The 16,092-nt window shown below is 58.1% G+C and carries 12 protein-coding genes; 6 read left to right on the top strand and 6 right to left on the bottom strand.

Annotation, left to right across the window (positions count from 1 at the left end; genetic code table 11):
- Window positions 1–22 precede the first annotated feature (22 nt).
- Window positions 23–1,195 (bottom strand): polysaccharide biosynthesis/export family protein, encoded by a 1,173-nt coding sequence (locus QMG84_RS15885; RefSeq protein ID WP_281929103.1) that lies wholly within the window; start codon window positions 1,193–1,195, stop codon window positions 23–25.
- Between the two features lie 668 nt (window positions 1,196–1,863).
- Between QMG84_RS15885 and QMG84_RS15880 the strand changes: the two genes are divergently transcribed.
- Window positions 1,864–2,601, top strand: coding sequence for a polysaccharide deacetylase family protein (locus QMG84_RS15880; protein ID WP_202071435.1), 738 nt, complete (start codon window positions 1,864–1,866; stop codon window positions 2,599–2,601).
- Between the two features lie 45 nt (window positions 2,602–2,646).
- A complete protein-coding gene (locus QMG84_RS15875) occupies window positions 2,647–3,876 on the top strand; it encodes a glycosyltransferase family 4 protein (RefSeq protein ID WP_281929100.1) in 1,230 nt (409 codons plus the stop codon).
- A gap of 286 nt (window positions 3,877–4,162) precedes the next feature.
- Here the strand turns inward: QMG84_RS15875 and QMG84_RS15870 are convergent, their stop codons facing one another.
- From QMG84_RS15870 to QMG84_RS15855, 4 genes are all read right to left on the bottom strand, one after another.
- Entirely contained in the window at window positions 4,163–5,305 is a 1,143-nt protein-coding gene (locus tag QMG84_RS15870; RefSeq protein ID WP_281929098.1) for a glycosyltransferase family 4 protein, read from the bottom strand.
- A gap of 309 nt (window positions 5,306–5,614) precedes the next feature.
- Window positions 5,615–6,544, bottom strand: coding sequence for an NAD(P)-dependent oxidoreductase (locus QMG84_RS15865; RefSeq protein WP_281929096.1), 930 nt, complete (start codon window positions 6,542–6,544; stop codon window positions 5,615–5,617).
- Window positions 6,541–7,386 carry a hypothetical protein gene (locus QMG84_RS15860; RefSeq protein WP_281929094.1) on the bottom strand — a complete coding sequence of 282 codons (846 nt, stop codon included), beginning with the start codon at window positions 7,384–7,386 and terminating at the stop codon, window positions 6,541–6,543. Before QMG84_RS15860 ends, QMG84_RS15865 begins: the two co-directional genes overlap by 4 nt.
- A 551-nt stretch (window positions 7,387–7,937) precedes the next feature.
- A complete protein-coding gene (locus QMG84_RS15855) occupies window positions 7,938–8,699 on the bottom strand; it encodes an RraA family protein (RefSeq protein WP_281929092.1) in 762 nt (253 codons plus the stop codon).
- 300 nt (window positions 8,700–8,999) lie between these two features.
- Here QMG84_RS15855 and QMG84_RS15850 point away from each other — a divergent pair, with 300 nt between their 5' ends.
- Together QMG84_RS15850 and QMG84_RS15845 are read left to right on the top strand one after the other, a co-directional pair.
- Window positions 9,000–9,926, top strand: a complete 927-nt coding sequence (locus QMG84_RS15850; RefSeq protein ID WP_281929091.1) for a WecB/TagA/CpsF family glycosyltransferase — start codon at window positions 9,000–9,002, stop codon at window positions 9,924–9,926.
- Window positions 9,927–10,183: 257 nt separating this feature from the next.
- Window positions 10,184–11,650: an exopolysaccharide biosynthesis polyprenyl glycosylphosphotransferase gene (locus QMG84_RS15845; RefSeq protein ID WP_281929090.1), complete on the top strand. Its 1,467-nt coding sequence runs from the start codon at window positions 10,184–10,186 to the stop codon at window positions 11,648–11,650.
- Here the strand turns inward: QMG84_RS15845 and QMG84_RS15840 are convergent.
- On the bottom strand, window positions 11,644–12,453 hold the full coding sequence (locus QMG84_RS15840; protein ID WP_281929089.1) for a LuxR C-terminal-related transcriptional regulator: 810 nt from the start codon (window positions 12,451–12,453) through the stop codon (window positions 11,644–11,646). The two genes, QMG84_RS15845 and QMG84_RS15840, sit on opposite strands and share 7 nt — an antisense overlap.
- Before the next feature lie 950 nt (window positions 12,454–13,403).
- Here QMG84_RS15840 and QMG84_RS15835 point away from each other — a divergent pair.
- Entirely contained in the window at window positions 13,404–15,026 is a 1,623-nt protein-coding gene (locus QMG84_RS15835; RefSeq protein ID WP_281929087.1) for a polysaccharide biosynthesis tyrosine autokinase, read from the top strand.
- Window positions 15,027–15,103: 77 nt separating this feature from the next.
- Window positions 15,104–16,057: a GDP-L-fucose synthase gene (gene fcl, locus QMG84_RS15830; protein WP_281929086.1), complete on the top strand. Its 954-nt coding sequence runs from the start codon at window positions 15,104–15,106 to the stop codon at window positions 16,055–16,057.
- The last annotated feature ends 35 nt before the right edge of the window (window positions 16,058–16,092 follow it).

Raw genomic sequence — 16,092 nt, 5'->3', positions numbered from 1 at the left:
ACCAAATCAAACGGATCTCGTATCAGTAGTGCAACACGAAACTCGTTTGGGCGGCGTTCAGCGTTATGTAGGAGAGGTCCGCCAGAACCTGAAGCGTCTTTCGCAGCTCGACTGTCGGCGCGTTGCTGATGTAGATGACGTCGCTGTGGATGACGTCGATTTGCTGGGACGCCAGCAAATGATTGGGATCTCTTAGATCAAAGTGATAGATGGTCGGGACGGTCGGCGTAACGTAGCTCGCCACCGGGCGCCCGATTTTCTCGAGCGCTTGTTTCTTCTCCCAGCGGAGCAGAAACACGCCTGTCGGATCGGCTTGCGTATCGAGAAGTCCTTGCGCGCGGCCGACGGCCTCCGCAAGGGTGATCTTGGGCACGTCGATTGGATAATGGCCGCTTTTGCCTGCCGCTCCGAGCGCTGTGTAGAATCTCGGCTCGCGTCGCAAAAAGACCGAATCCCCGGGGCGCAGAAAGATGTTCTCGCGAGGATCGGCGATGATGTTCTGCATCATAGCCGTCGCGGTCTTCCCGCCACGATTGATCGTGATGGAAGTCTCGTAATCGGCCCACTTCGGGCCGCCTGCGAGAGCGATGCCCGCGAGCAGTTTTTGGCCAGCCCAGTTGACTGGGAAGCTACCGGGCCTCTGCGCTTCGCCGAGAACCGAAAAGAGGCTCGAACGCGAATCGACGAGGCTGACGACAATCTGCGGCTCGACCGCTCGCGTTTTGAGCTGGCTGACGATTTCCTGCTCGAGCTGACGGGTTGTCTTTCCTCTCGCCATAATGCGGCCGGCGTAAGGAACGCTCACGGTTCCGTCTTGCTCGACGACCTGCTGCGGGAAATTCACGTAATTGCCTTGTCGGATCGTGTCCGTTGCGGCCGGCGTGAAGAGCCCTCCCGCGGAGGCTTCGTAGACCGAAAGTCCGATGACGTCGCCAACCCCGATCGTGACCTGCGAGGGCCCCAAGCGGCCGCCGCCGAAGTGGCCGTAAAGGCTGTCGCTGGACCGGCGCCGCAGGATCTCGAGGATCGGGCTGGAGTATTCGATCAGCTCATAGTTCGGGCGGAGTACCTCGCCCTCTTGGGTTACCGCATTCGCGTAAACAGCCTCGATCTGCGGCCCTGAGCCGGGCGTGAAACATCCTTCGAGGGCGAGCGGCAGCAACAGCAAGCCCGTGAAGGGGATCAAGCCTCGCATGGATCGGGTAATCCTTTTCGTTGAGCTACACGGCGATAGGATGCGTTACGCTATAGATATTTCCGCCTGAACGTCTCATGCATCCGCCAATTTACGCAATCGAGAATGTTACGTACGTACGAGAGTTTATGCTCACTGTTGCAATCTCACAACAAGCAAAATGGCCAAGGCCCAGATAATTGAAACCCTCGGGCGCCAAGAGAAACGGCGTCCCAAGGCGTCAACTTCCGAGGTAATCTCAATGTTTACTGGGAGTTGACCTTGTTGCGACGCGATCGGTCGCCAGGTCGACGAAAATTACCGCGACGAGATGCTTGGGCTTGAGCATTATCCCGGCGAACGGCGTGTTCTTATCGTTAAGGTCGCGCTCGCATCGGTCGTCGGGCTTTGCACGACTATCTCGGCGACACCGGCGAGGTCCGGGCGCCGCTGTGTCGCTCTTCTCACTGCATATGGACATTCGAGATTGGCGGGTCGAGCGGACGCTCAAGACGCGAACACGCCAATGCCGAGGCAAGTCCGGATTACCACGACTTCGAGCGTGAGAGATTGGCGCCGCTACCTTTGACCAATTCAAAGATGTGCGCGCCCGGGCGCTAATGCCTCAGCGACCGAGTAGCGCTTTTTCGTTTCGAAAGCGCCGCTTCCGATTGAGGAGAACCGAATCCGTGGCCTCCAAAACCTTTATTACGACCAGTTGGGACGACGGACATCCGCTGGATCTGCGCGTGGCGGAGCTACTGGCGAAATTCGATGTCTCCGGCACGTTCTACATCCCTCGCGCCAATGAGAAAGCAACTCTGACAGAATGCGAAATCCGCGAGTTGAGCGCGGCGTTCGAAATCGGCGCGCATACGCTTGGGCATCAAGTCCTGACCGAGGTTTCCCTTCCACGCGCAGAGGCGGAGATCTCCGGCTCGAAAAGCTGGGTCGAGAGTGTCACGGGTGTCTCTTGCAGAATGTTTTGCCCCCCTCAGGGGCGATACAGCCGTCAGCATATGCTCATGGCGGAGCGGGCGGGCTATGTCGGGTTTCGAACCGTTGCGCTGCTATCTCTCGATCTTCCGCAACGCGTGGGCGGCATCATGCTGATGCCGACGACGATCCAGGCCCACCCCCACGACGCGATGGTCTATGCGAGAAATACATTAAAGCGGGCGGCGCTCAGGAGCATATGGCGCTTCGTCACCCATGGCCGCTCGCGCGATTGGCCCGTATTGGCGCGCTCGCTCGCTTGCGAGGCCACGACAAGAGGGGGCGTGTTTCACCTCTGGGGCCATTCATGGGAGCTGCAAGACAATAATCAGTGGGAGCGTCTGGAATATATCCTCGCGCTTCTCGGCGATCTGGCAAAAGACGCGCGCACGCTCTCGAACGGGCAATTATGCGCCGAAGAGAGTCGCTGAGACGGCGATACATATCCAAATTTTGAAGGCAGCGAGGGCTCCCCGATGGACATCGTCGTCGCGCACGACTTTTATCAGCAAAGAGGCGGAGAGGATCAGTGTGTCGAGGACGAGGTGAAAATGCTGAGGTCGCACGGACACAATGTGACCGAATACTTTGTCCACAACGACTCTCTCGAGGGGATGCCGCCCCTCACGCTCGCCGCCAACACCATCTGGAGCAGACAAGCATTCAACGACCTTGGCGCGATCGTGCGTGACCGGCGCCCCCAGGTCGTGCATTTCCACAACACCTTGCCGCTGATTTCTCCCTCTGCATATTACGCAACCAAGCAGCACGGCGCGGCAGTCGTCCAGACCCTGCATAATTACCGGCTTCTTTGCCCCAACGGGCTTTTCTTCCGTCAGGGAAGGGTGTGTGAAGACTGCTGCGGCAAAATGGTTCCTTGGCCCGCGATCAAAAATAAGTGCTACCGCGCAAGTCGCGCAGCGACCGCGACAATCTCCGGGATGCTCGCGATCCATAAACTCGCAGGGACATGGCGCAGCGCCGTCGATATGTATATTGCACTTAGCGAATTCGGCAGAAGCAAGCTCGTCGCGGGCGGCTTTCCAGCCAGTAGAGTTGCGACGAAGCCTAACTTCCTCGCCCGTGACGCCCAGCCGGGTCCCGGGCGCGGCGGCTACGTCATATATGCTGGACGCCTTTCTAGCGAGAAGGGCGTCGATCTATTGCTGGAGGCCTGGGGCGCGCTCGGCCGCGAGGTCCCTCTCAAGATTATCGGCGACGGCCCGATGGCGGGGCGCGTAAAAGATGCTTGCTCGCAAGAGCCTGCGATCGAGTGGCTTGGACAGCTCGACATAGAAGCTGTCTACGAACTCGTTGGAGACGCCGAAGCGCTGATCGTGCCGTCAAGATGCTACGAAAATTTCCCGCGCGTGATCGTCGAGGCCTTTGGCAAAGGAACGCCCGTCATCGCGCCAGGCTTCGGGCCCATTGGGGAGATTATTGAAAATGGCGTGACCGGGCTCTTGTTTCGGCCGGGCGATGCATCCGATCTTGTGCAGAAAGTTCGCGGCATGATGGCGGATGGAGTAGCGCGCGCTCATATGCGCCGAGCTGCCTATCGGGCCTATGCTGACAATTTTACCGAAGGCGTCAATCACAAGTCGCTCATGCGAATCTACGAAAGGGCTATTGCGACGGCGGACGCGAGCAGGCGGCGCCAATCTATACGCGTTTACGCCGAGACCCGACAAAAAACGCCTCAGTAAATCGCGTCGAACAATTTCCGGAATTGGCTCGCACCGGGGTCTGTCATACGAGATTTGGTTCTGCGCCGTCCCCGACGCTCGCGCCGTCTGGATGCACAGGAAATCACCGCCGTCATTGCGAGGAGGCGGAGCCGACGAAGCAATCCAGCGCCACATCGCTGCCCTGGGTTGCTTCGCTTCGCTCGCAATGACGGGCTCTCGGCAAAACCAGCGCTCTTGTGGCTCTGGATTCCCGATCACGCGCTTGCGGGTGGGAACCGCGCCCGACGCAAGCGGATCACGACCTTCATCGAGCGGATAAGCTCTGCTCCGCGTCGCGACTTTCCATGTACCGCGCCGGTAAACGCTTTTCGATCTCGGCGTAAAGCGCCGCCGTCACGGACGGCCACTTGTAGCGCTGGTAGCGTCGGACTGCGCCATTTGCCAAATCGAGACGCTTGTCCTCATCCAGCGCAAGAGAAGCTATCGCATCGGCAAGCGCGCCGACGCATTCCGCCTCGCTTCGCCCCGCGGCCGGAATGACGCATCCGCAGGTCTCCTCCACCATTTTCGCCGGACCGCCCAACCCCAGGCAGATCGCGGGCAATCCATTGGCGAAGGCTTCGAGCACCACGGTCGGGGCCGCGTCATGCAGGCTGGGAAAAAGAAAGGCGTGATGTTCGCGAAACATCGTCAGCGTTTCGTCATGGGGCGCCTGACCACGAAATCGGACATGCTCGGAAACCCCAAGACGCTGCGCCAACTGCTCGAAATCCGCTCGCGCAGGCCCGCTTCCGACAAGCGTCAATGTCGCTTCGGCGCCGCGCGAACGGGCAGCGGCGAGCGCGCGGATGGCCAGATGGCCGCCCTTCCAATAAACCAGCCGCCCTGCATAAAGCAGCCGAAATGGACGGCCCGGGACGCGACGCTGCGGTCGCGTTTCCTCAGCCTCGGCGATGCCCATTCCGACGTCGACAACGGCTTTGTCCCGGTATCGCGGCGGGACCGCTGCGAGAGATTCTTCAGAACGCACGAAAATAAGCGCGCCATTACGGAAGGCCGATCGAGTAAACGGGTCGATCCGCAACGCCACATTGTGCATGTCGCGAAAAAGCTCCGAAAGCCGATCCTTCAACGGCATGCTTTTGCGTAGCGCGAACGGCGCTCTTTCGCCGCCGCCTAAGGGCCCGATCACTGTGGGAAGCCCAAGTGACGCGAGAAGAGTCGGATAGCGGATTCCCGCCAGCGTAACGTGGTGAATAATGTCGAAGCCTGCGTGTCGATAACGGCGCCAGGCGCGCTGAAGCGCGCAAAACTGCCATAGGAAATTCACCGTGTGCCAGGTGAGGGAAAAGAAACCCATCTTCAAGCCGCGGTCCCGCAACGCCTCGAGCCAGGGCGGCATGTATATGTCGAAAGTAAGATTTGGCGGCAAGGCTCCCGCAGCCATCTCTCTTTCTATTTCGGGACGGAACTCTGTTTGGGTCAGCACATGAACAACATGACCCAATCGAGCCGTTTCGATCGCCATATTCCAGCCGACGCCAGGCTCGGATCCCTGCCCCGGGCCACATGAAAATGCGCTCATCAGGATCTTCACAGCAAAGCCCCGCATAATTGACGTTAAACGGATCGGAGAGTTTTGCGAGGCGCGAAGATGCGCTACGCGGACCTTGAGCAAATTCTTAAAGGCGTCCCTTGCAGGTTGGAAAATGCTCTTCGGAGATAATCCGAAGTCGCATAATTCTAAACCTTTGGGCTATGCTTGGGCATGAATTTCATGCCGAATGTTCTGCTCGGCGTCATTCGAATCCCGCGGCAAAGCAGTTCGCGTCAGCGCGGCCCTTATAAGAGCAACCAGGTTCTTGGACTCCTCGGCCGGGATTTCCTCCAATCGAAGCCGCTCCAAGACAAGCCTGCCGCTCCTCGTGATCGCGGCGTCTCCTCCCATCGCGTCGACCCAAGTTTCGATCTCTCGCATTTCATCCAGCCGGCGCCTTGCGTGATGGACATAGGTTGGAAGCGTTCGACGTAGAAACTGCAACATGCCCGGATAGAGTTCCTCAAAAAGGCTTATCGTGAGTTCGAGCTGGCTGGAGTTGGCGGCGGCGCCCATCGCCTCCAAAAAAAGAACCGGCAATGTTTTTGTCACGCTCGCCATAGACATTTTAACGGCGGCGGCTGCGACGAAATCGTCGCCTGCTATTTTGACTCGCGTAAGCGGTTCGAAAAGCGCCGCTGCTTCACGGGCGTTCTCTCCGCTTATGACGATGATGTTGTCTATGGTCAGGCTATCCGATGGACCGAACACGCTCACCTTCGCAGAAGCGACATCGGCCGGCGCAAGCGCGTCGAGCACGTCTTGCGCCGTCAATGGCGAAATAGAGTTGCCATCCACATAAAGGGGCCGAGAGGAGGATGTCAGAATGTCGCGCTCGCTCCGGCGCCGCGCAACCAGTCGAGCGACAGATAATGCCTGGGCAGGGGGCACAAAAGAAAGGATCACGTCACACGCGTCGATTACTTCAGGAAGCGATGTCGTCAGAACAAGGCCGGCTTCGGCGGCGCGCTGCCTGGTTTGTTCGCTTCGACCGGAAACTTCGCAGAAGACTTCATGGCCCGTCGCCGCCAAAGCGCGCCCGATTGCCGCGCCAAGCCCTCCGGGAGACAAAAGTGCAATTCGGCTCATGAGTTCTTACCCGCCTGGACTCCGGGAAGGCGGAAGTCGATAGATTTCCCGAGGAGTCTCGCGCGGCACATCTCAACGAGCCGTAAGGCGCGCTGCGCATTGCAGTAGAGGCTCGGCGCTGGGTCTTTCCATGAAAAATAGGGAAGGACGCGCGCGCGCGATACGCTGCGCAACCAATCAAAAAGGGTAATCTCGCCTCGCGACCGCAATTGCCAAAAGGTGCGGAGATCCTCAGCAGGCAGCCAAAATACCAGATCCTTTCTATAATCCTGCGTCGGGATCACTGGCTGATCTGTCAGACGGGCGTAGGTGATCCAGGCAAGATCGACGCCGCTTGCCACAAGCAAAGGGTCTCCCAAGGTGAAGCGGGCGTTGGCTTCGATGACCTTCAGACGGCCATCCCGTAGGTCGCGTTTGAATTCGATATTTCCGATCCCGCGGAGCTTCACATGTTTGAAGAATTTTCGTCCCAGCTCGGCGGCTTCGGGATTCCAGTCCGAAATATGGTAGCACGCGCTGCCCGTGTGTATCGGGGAGCGGCGAAGCAATCGCTTTGTAAATTCGACGATCGGCTCCCCTCTTTCATCCATGTAGCAATAATAGCTGCAGAGGAGATCGTCGCCGCCCGGAACAAATTCCATTGCAACGGTCTTGATCCCTGTCGCGAGCCGATCCTTGAGAGCGAGCAGCTCGCTCTCATTGCGAGCCATCAGGAATTTTCCGCCGAGCCGAGCCGAGTCCGGAGAGTAGAGGGGTTTGAGAATGAACGGAAAGCGAAACTTGGACGTCAGCTCGGAGAGTTGAGCAGCGGAATCGACGAGCGCGAAATCGACCGTCGGCACGCCGGCCTCCCGAGCTCTATAATAGGTTTGCAGCTTGTCGAGGAGGCAAAGCCGGGTTGCTGGATCACCCTCCTCGATCAGAAATTTGCGCGAGAGCGCTTCACTATTTTGAGAGATCAACTTTATAGCGGGATCGCTACAGGCAAGCAGCGCCGCTCCGCCAAGGTAATCCGACTCCGGCCCAAGCAGGAACTTTTCCCATGACGCGGGCGATCCGCCATCGGACATGCGTAGCCATGTGACGCCGCGAGAGTATCGAACGGGTTCGCTCGCATCGCAAAGGACATAAACTTTGATCCCTTTGCGGATGAGGCTGCGGGCCACAGACAAATTATTGTATGTCCCGTCGATCACGATCGCGGCTGGTTGCTTTTGAGGGGAACTGAAATCGTTATGATCAACCATGAACGCTCCTCGCAGGATTTCAGCCGGGTGGGACGAACCCGTCTTTTTTCAATAATGGTGACGAACGCAGGGCCGCCTTGACCGCCAGGCAGGCGCCGTCATCGCCAATCTTCCGAGTATGTCAGTGCGCGGACCTCTAAATGTGCTCAGAACCTCCACCCCAAGGAGCCAAGGATGTCGTCGACCCATGCATTCGAAAAGGTTCCTGCCCTTAGGCTCCGCCGGTAATCCGCGCTTCTACGCAGGTAGTCCTGCAGTCGGTCGCGGATTTCGATTGCGTGCGCCTGTGGCACAATGACGATTCCGCTCGAGTCTCCGACAACAATGTCGCCCGGGTGGACGACGACGCCGCCGCAGCAAACTGGATAATTGATTTCGCCGGGGCCTCTGTGGAGCGGCCCTACGGGCGTTGTGCCACGCGCGAAAACCGGAAAGCCGGTTTCTCGCACGCCGTCTATGTCGCGCACATATCCGTCGACCACAAAGCCAGCAATGCCCCGATGCTTCGCCTTTGTGCAAACCATGTCGCCAAGCACAGCGTTTAGAGAAGATCCTCGAGCGTCGATAACGACGACGTCGCCAGGCCGCGCGACATCGAGCGACTTATGCACCATAAGATTGTCGCCAGGAAAAACCCGCACTGTACAGGCTGGTCCGATCAATCGCTTTTCAGACGCAGCCAGGGACTTGATTTCGGGATCGACAGCATAGAGCCTGTTCATCTGGTCGGAGATGTCGGCGACGTCGAGCCCTTCGAATGCCTCCAGCAGCTCAGGCGCCGGCCTGTCGAAATCGAGTCTTATGCGGAATCCGGGGCCAAGGTGGATCTTTGCTGAACGCGGCGGGGTCACCCCCGTCGGCACGACATTTCCCGTCGAAGACACGGCTGTCGAAGCAAATTGTTTCATGAGCATGTTTCCCTCGTGGGATCGGAAATGCGTCCGCTCCATCCACGCCCGCCGTCTTCCTTGCCCACCGCGCCGGAAAAGTTTTTCTCCGCCAGAGAAAAAACTTACACAGATTGAATGCCACATCCTGCGCTTCTACTGAATTAGATATACGGGCTACCTCTAAGGGGCCGCCGCAGCGCTCGCTAAAGCGAGGCGATGGTTTGCGAATGTCGTATGAATTTTGGAGTGGCGCGGGGAAGCCTTCATCCAATCGGAGGCATCCTCGAGAGTTAGTCCCGGGCGCCAAGCTGCATCCGCTTGCGCAATATCCGTTCTGTCGTCGTCCGCATATCGTTGGCGCATCAGAGCCGAGTGCGATGTATCGGCGAAAGAAGGATGCGGCCATTGCGAGCTTTCGAAAGACCTTGCGACGCTTCTCGTCACGGCGCCGGTCCAGCGACTGTACGAGAAAAGATCGCTGAGGATGTAAGTGTGTTTGGGGTTAGGCTTAGCGCTACGAATCTCACAGAGGCGTCGGAGCTTGTCGAGCGATCGATCCGTGAGCGTCGGAAAGTCTATATTTGCGTTACGGACGCAAACGCGCTTCTCGCCGCCCGGCAGGATGCGACGTTGAACGAAATCTACAGGAATGCAGCCCTATCTCTGCCAGATGGAATGCCCATCGTGTGGCTTTCGAAGTTGCTCGGAAAATCCGGGGTCGAACGGGTGCGTGGAACGGATTTCATGCGGACAATTACGGCAATGTCGTGCGGGCTCGGTCTGCGTCATTTTTACGTTGGCGGGGCTCCGGGAACCGCCGCTGCGCTGAGCGCGAAGCTGATCACCGCCCATCCTGGGCTCAAAGTGGTCGGCGCACTCTGTCCTCCCTTTCGTGAGCTTTCGGCCGCCGAGAACCTCGAAACGGTCGAGGAGATCAATGCGGCGAGGCCGGATGTCCTATGGATCGGCCTTGGCGCGCCCAAGCAGGAACGCTGGATGGTGGCGAATTTCGACCGTATCGACGCGCCCGTCATGGTTGGCGTCGGAGCGGCCTTCGATTTTTTGGCAGGAACCAAACCAGAGGCGCCGAAATGGCTGCAGCGAAGCGGTCTGGAATGGCTTTTCCGATTGGCTTGCGAGCCGAGACGGCTCTGGCGACGTTATGCGATCGTGGTTCCCACCTTCCTATGTTTGAGCGCGCGAGAATTGTTACTGCGCCGTTTGATGAAGGTGCAGAAGGTCTAAGCTGTGTTAGCCGAGGCGTTCCACTGACCGGCGGATTCAACACACCGCACGCTTAAGTGGTTCGCGCGTGGCGCCGCGGAAAAGGAAGGCCCTTCGAGTGTGATCAAACAAGCAAGCAGCGCGTCATACCTGGGGGTACATGCGTAATAGAAGCAAAATCGATCGAGCGGAGTAACTCTCCAAAGCAATTGAGTAGAATAGGCCAGGACACATAGAAGTATATTTCTCGGGCGAAACTATCGGCGGAGAAATATTCAATGCTCTGGCAGCGTTTATCTCCTCATGTCGTTCGCAGCGCATCGTCGTGGTGGGAGGGAGCAGGAAATACATTCAGCTCGGACACATCGAGATGGCGCATCTCATATCCCTATGTGCTGGCGGGTGTGGCGCTGTCAGAGGCTGCGGCAATTTTCGGCGGGGCTCTTGCGGTCGAGTATATTGGGCAATCTTTCCTGTCGTTAACGCCCTTTCTTGACCGAACGATTGCGCTGAGCGAGGTCGGTTTCGTTGTTTACGCCTTGCTCTGCCAATCAAAAGGTCTTTATCGCATGAGCGCGCTGCTGGACGCGCGGCAGCATCGGAATCACGTCATTCTCTCATGGTTGCTGGCGCTAGCGATGCAGCTTGCGCTCATCTACCCCTTGCGGCTGGCGGATTCGTTTTATGTCGGGCTTTTGTTCGCTTCAGGGGCAGTCGATCTGGCGTTGTTGCTCGCGATCCGGCGCGCGTTTGCGCGCGCCCTGCGAGCCTTCACAGCGAAACATTCGGTAGCGGGGCGTCGGGCGGTCGTTATTGGCGACGCCGAGGAGCTGGGGCGTTTGAGCGCCGCTCATTTGAACCTGTCTTTCGGGCTCAGCGAGGTTGCTCGCGTAACGCTCGATGACGAGGCCGCTGCAAACGGCCAGCTAACGGAGCGCGGGCAATCCAAATTGGAGGAAGCCAGGAGAATTTCCGCCGAGACGAACGCGGACGAGTTCGTCATTGCGTTTCGTTGGCGCGACGTGGATCTGATCGCAGAGATAGACCTGCGCCTGCGCTGTTCAGCGCTTCCCGTGCGTCTCATTCCGGACCGATCTTTACGGAGATTGGTGAGCAGCGCGACGTCGATTGAAATGCCACGCATCGCGATGAGCGCGACAGAGCGAGCCATCAAGCGCGGATGCGATATCGCACTCGCGTCCTTAGCGCTTCTCTTGCTTTCTCCCGTCATGCTTGCGACGGCGATCGCTATCAAGGCGGGGAGCCCAGGTCCAGTTATATTCAGGCAAATGCGGAGTGGTTTCAATGAAAGGAAGTTCGTCATCTACAAATTCCGTACGATGAACGTATTGGAAAATGGCGCGTCGATCGAGCAAGCGCGGAAGAATGATGCGCGGGTCAATTGCGTCGGCCGCGTGTTGCGCAAGACGAGCATCGACGAGCTGCCCCAATTGTTCAACGTGCTGAAGGGCGATATGTCGCTTGTCGGACCGCGCCCCCATGCGCTCGCGCATGACGCTCAATATAAGGCGCTCATACAGGACTATGTGTATCGCTTACATGTCCTTCCTGGCATGACCGGTTTGGCGCAAGTGAACGGCTTTCGTGGCGAGACGGCTATGCTCAGCGACATGAAACGGCGCGTTGATTTCGACGTCCTTTACGTGAAGAATTGGTCGCTCTGGCTGGATATGTGGATACTGATGCGCACGCCGGTCGCACTTATCCTCGGGCGCGCCTATTGAGGCGGCGTGTCGATGAGAGCGACCGAGGACTCTCGATTGCTTGAGGAGTCGAGCTTTCCTTTGGCGCTCTCGGCGACCAGGAGCTGGTTTTGGCTCAGAGCCCAGACGGCGGCCTGGGTCCGATTTTGTAGTCGAATTTTGCGTAAGATTGCTTTCACATGCACTTTGACGGTCGCCTCTGCGATGCCGATTCTACGGGCGATAGATTTGTTGGAGTCGCCATCGACGAGGCAGCGCAGGATGCGTCGCTCTTGGTCCGAGAATTGGGGCGTCGTGTCATTCTTTGCTAGCGCGTTATGCTGCGCGCGTTCGCCAGCGACGGCGGTTGCGTCGATCCTGCATTTCAATTCATTCACCGAGGTCTCGATTTGCAGTTGGGGCAGGGCGGTAGGAGCGCTCTTGGAGTTGACGAGCAGCGTCGCGAGAAGTTGTTGCGGTAAGACGGTCTCTCCGAGCATGACGAGTTCTAGCGCCTTGATGAGCGCCTCGCCCCGCATCGAGCTACTGAGGAAGGCCGAGACGCCCTCTTGGAGCAGTGGCGCCAGGTCGCTGTCCAAGCTTGGCGCAAGCACAGCGACCGGCGCGTCCGCACGAAAGCTTTTGAAGAGCCTGATCTGACTGAGCGTGTCCCGGAGATCCTGCCCAAGGTCGATGACCAGCAGGTCGGGTTTCTGGTCGCGGATCAACGCTATGGCGTCTGCGTCTATTACTGGGGCGGATAGGATGACGTCGAAACGGCTCGTTTGAAGTATTTCGACAAGCCCGTCTCTAAACAAGCCATTGCGCTCAACTATGGCAGTCACGACAGTCTTGTGGTCTGGATAGCTGCGCCTGTGCATAGGCCCCCTCCGGGAACGAGAACGCGAGCAATAAAGAATAGTGCTCGTCGAGTTATTTTGAGGTCATCCCGACTTCCTACCTCTAATTAAAAATAGGTGAAGCATCAACGCATTTTTTGAAAATATGGCGTGTATTGTCCATAATGCGCGGCTGCGTAACAATACGTATGACCAATTGACTAATTCAAACGTGCGCGAGCCAGTGTGGGCATCTCCGGCAATTATGGGTTATACGTTTTGCATGCGTTGTTTTGACCAAAAACTCACGTAAACTTTCCTGAAGCATTGTTTAGGACCCGTCGTTAAAGCGACGGACTTTCATTCAATGGGCAGGGCGCATGCTAGTGAAATTCTCGAGACAGAAACCTCTTGGAAGCAACAAGACGCGCGGGAAGCGGGTGGCCGAGGGGCCGGAAGACATCGGCGGCTCGGGGGCCAAGCATGGCAAGCAAACGCTTCGGGTTGGCTCCAAAGCGCTTCACGCGAAAGGCCGCACGCCGGCGATGAATGGTCGGAAGCGCTTTAAGCAGCGTCTTTGGTCGAGTTGCCCGCAAACAGCGGCGACGCCCGCCTCGATCGATCTTTTTTCATTCGGCGTTTCCGCGCAACGGACGCAAAAGACGTCCGAGTCGGTCGAGCGGGCTTCGCCGATGCAACAGCCCGCGGATCACGCCCCGAACCGGGGCGCCGTCTCTCGGAAGGCGTCGCTCGGAAAGCGAATTCTTTTTATTGCGGCTGGCGCATTCCTGGGGGGCGGCTTGGTCGGTTTTGGCGGGCTCTTATTTAGTCCGACCTATTCCGCCAAATCGCAGCTTCTGATCGAAATGCAAAAGGACTCCGCTACCGGTGCAGAAACGCCAAATGGCGCCCAGCCGCCAGCGGCGCCCGTTCAGCCTGCGGCAATCGAGACCGCTATGGCGAAACTTCTTTCTCGCGACTTTCTACGCCGCGCGATGCTCGGATTATGGGAGCCGTCCCCCGATCCGGTTAGCTCGGCGACGGAGGCCACGGGCGGTTTCGAGGCGTCGCAGACTGGTCAGCTCAGCGTCTCCGAGCTGAAGCGCCGTTTCGAAATCTGGTTAGGCGCATTGACGAAAAAGCCATCCGGCGGCGGGCCCCGGCCAGAGGATTTTGAGAAGCGCGTGAAAGTTTCTCAAGAGGGTCACTCGGATGTCATTTCGATAAACTTTTCGTCTCCAGATCCAATCAAGACGGCTGGTCTTGTCAACCGGATGGCCGATCTCTTCGTCGCCAGCTCTGTGGAAACGAAGCGAAATGCGCTGGAGCTCGAACTGACCCGGATATCGGCCCAACTGGATGTCATAAGGTCGCAAGCAATACAGACGGACAGCCTGGCTCGAAATCTCCTGCAGAACCAGGCAGAGGCGATTCACGACGCCAGTGGGCGCAACAAATTCACGGATCAGCGTATCCGCGAAGCCTTGACGCAGGCGTCCGCAGCGCGCCAATTGCAGCCAGCTTTGGAGCGGCAGGTGAACATTATCCGCGAGCGGATAGCGCACTGCAAACCGGATGCGCGGGTTCTCTCTTACGCCCCGATACCGGACAGGCCCAGCTCGATAAATCCTCTTCTGCTCGTGATCCCCGCGATGCTCGCCTTCGGCTACGCAGGAAATTGGCTCGCAGCTTGGCTGGCTCAATTCGACCGTCGGATAAGGACTGAACGGGACGTTATGACGTCACTGGGCGTTCCTTGCGCTGCGGTCGTGCCGCATATTCGGCTCCCAAAGAAGGAATGGCCATATCGAAAGCTGCTGATGGAGCGCTCCACGCCGTTTGCGCAATCGGTCCAATTATTGACCGACGCCCTGCAACCGGAGTTTCGAGTGGCGCCGGGGAACGCATCGAAAACGGTCATGGTGACGTCAGGCGGCGCAGACGAAGGCAAGACGACGCTCTGCCTTAGTCTCGCTGTCCTCTCCGCGATCCATGGACGGCGGGCGGTGGTCGTCGATTTCGATATCTGGCCCCAGGCTTTGCAACGTGATGGCCTGACGACCGGGACGCAGTCTTGTCTCGATCCAGGCGTGTTCGATCGGAGCATATTCGACTCGATCCAACGGATTCAGAGCCTAGGCGTCGACTATCTTCCCTTCGGCCGAATTTCCGACGATCTATCGGAATCGAATGCGGCTGTGCGCTTGCTTGCCGTGCTCGCGGCGCTGCGAGAACGATATGACTGGGTGTTCTTCGACGCGCCTCCGTTGCTCGACGTGGCCGATACGCGTTTGCTGGCGCGTTTCGCTGACGAAGTCCTTTTCCTTGTGAAATGGGAGAGCACGCGCTTCGAAGACGCCCGCAACGCGATCGAGCTCCTCAAAGATATACGCCGCGAAGAGACAACGGTCGTGCTGACGCAAGTCAATCTGAAGAAGCACGCGCAGAGCGGCTATGGGCGCCTCGCCAGTTATCTCATAAGGCACGAGAAATACGCGTCGGCAAAGAGGAAGGAAAAACGTCACCTCGATTTTGGCGCCGTTGCGACGAAGACCGCTCAGGCGGCGGAGGCAAAATAGCAATAGGCGGCGCGGGGCAGAAGGTAGTCACTCGTTTGCCTCGACGTGTATCGAGTTAGTGTTGGAGGAGCGAGCACATGGGCAGACAGCGCATATGGGTGGCTGGCCACAAAGGCATGGTTGGCTCGGCGGTAACCAGATGTTTGGAGTCGCGTGGCGACGAAGTGCTGAAAGTCGATCGCTCCGTCGTCGATTTACGGGATCAGCGGTCGGTCGAGTTGTGGCTGAAACAAAACCGCGCGGACGCCATTATATTCGCAGCGGCGAAAGTCGGCGGCATATTTGCAAATGACGCATTCCCGGCCGAGTTCATATACGACAATCTCGCTATCGAAACGAACATCATTCATTCTGCGCACGCCGCTAACGTCGACCGGCTCGTGTTCCTGGGATCCTCCTGCATCTATCCAAAGTTCGCGCCGCAGCCGATCAAGGAGGAGGCGTTGCTTTCCGGGCCCCTGGAGCCGACAAATGAATGGTACGCCGTCGCCAAGATCGCAGGCATCAAGCTCTGTCAGGCGTATCGGCGTCAATATGGGCGACGTTATATCTCCGTGATGCCTTGCAATTTATATGGCCCAAACGATAGCTTCGACCTGACGACCAGTCATGTGCTACCCGCGCTCATGCGGAAATTCCACGAAGCGAAATGTGACGGCCGTCGTGACGTTGTGGTCTGGGGAACGGGTTCGCCGATGCGAGAATTTCTGCATGTAGACGATTTGGCGAAGGGCGTGGTCTTCTGCATGGATCATTACGACGGTTACGAGCATATCAATTGCGGCGCAGGGTCGGAGATCGCGATTCGCGATCTTGCGGAGCTGATCGCCTGCGCCGTCGGCTTCACCGGAAACATCGTTTTCGATTCCTCGAAACCCGACGGAACGCCGCGCAAGCTGATGGATTCGAGCCGCATCGCCAAGCTCGGGTGGCGGCCGCAGGTGGCGCTCAAAGACGGGATCGCGAGCACATACAAGTGGTATCTTGAACGCCTCCACCAATCGGATGCGTGCGGGGCTGTTGCTGCTTAGCGGGCGTGCCCATAGGCCTGGAATGCAGAAGTAAA

Source organism: Methylocystis iwaonis (assembly GCF_027925385.1).
Classification (GTDB): Bacteria; Pseudomonadota; Alphaproteobacteria; order Rhizobiales; family Beijerinckiaceae; genus Methylocystis; species Methylocystis iwaonis.
This window is presented reverse-complemented; position numbering and strand designations above follow the sequence as displayed.

What these genes read in the sequence shown, in the direction of transcription:
- QMG84_RS15885 (WP_281929103.1), bottom strand. Translation starts at nt 1,195, where the DNA reads ATGCGAGGCTTGATCCCCTTCACGGGCTTGCTGTTGCTGCCGCTCGCC.
- QMG84_RS15875 (WP_281929100.1), top strand. Translation starts at nt 2,647, where the DNA reads ATGGACATCGTCGTCGCGCACGACTTTTATCAGCAAAGAGGCGGAGAG.
- QMG84_RS15870 (WP_281929098.1), bottom strand. Translation starts at nt 5,305, where the DNA reads ATGGCTGCGGGAGCCTTGCCGCCAAATCTTACTTTCGACATATACATG.
- QMG84_RS15865 (WP_281929096.1), bottom strand. Translation starts at nt 6,544, where the DNA reads ATGAGCCGAATTGCACTTTTGTCTCCCGGAGGGCTTGGCGCGGCAATC.
- QMG84_RS15855 (WP_281929092.1), bottom strand. Translation starts at nt 8,699, where the DNA reads ATGAAACAATTTGCTTCGACAGCCGTGTCTTCGACGGGAAATGTCGTG.
- QMG84_RS15845 (WP_281929090.1), top strand. Translation starts at nt 10,184, where the DNA reads ATGCTCTGGCAGCGTTTATCTCCTCATGTCGTTCGCAGCGCATCGTCG.
- QMG84_RS15835 (WP_281929087.1), top strand. Translation starts at nt 13,404, where the DNA reads ATGGCGAAACTTCTTTCTCGCGACTTTCTACGCCGCGCGATGCTCGGA.
- fcl (WP_281929086.1), top strand. Translation starts at nt 15,104, where the DNA reads ATGGGCAGACAGCGCATATGGGTGGCTGGCCACAAAGGCATGGTTGGC.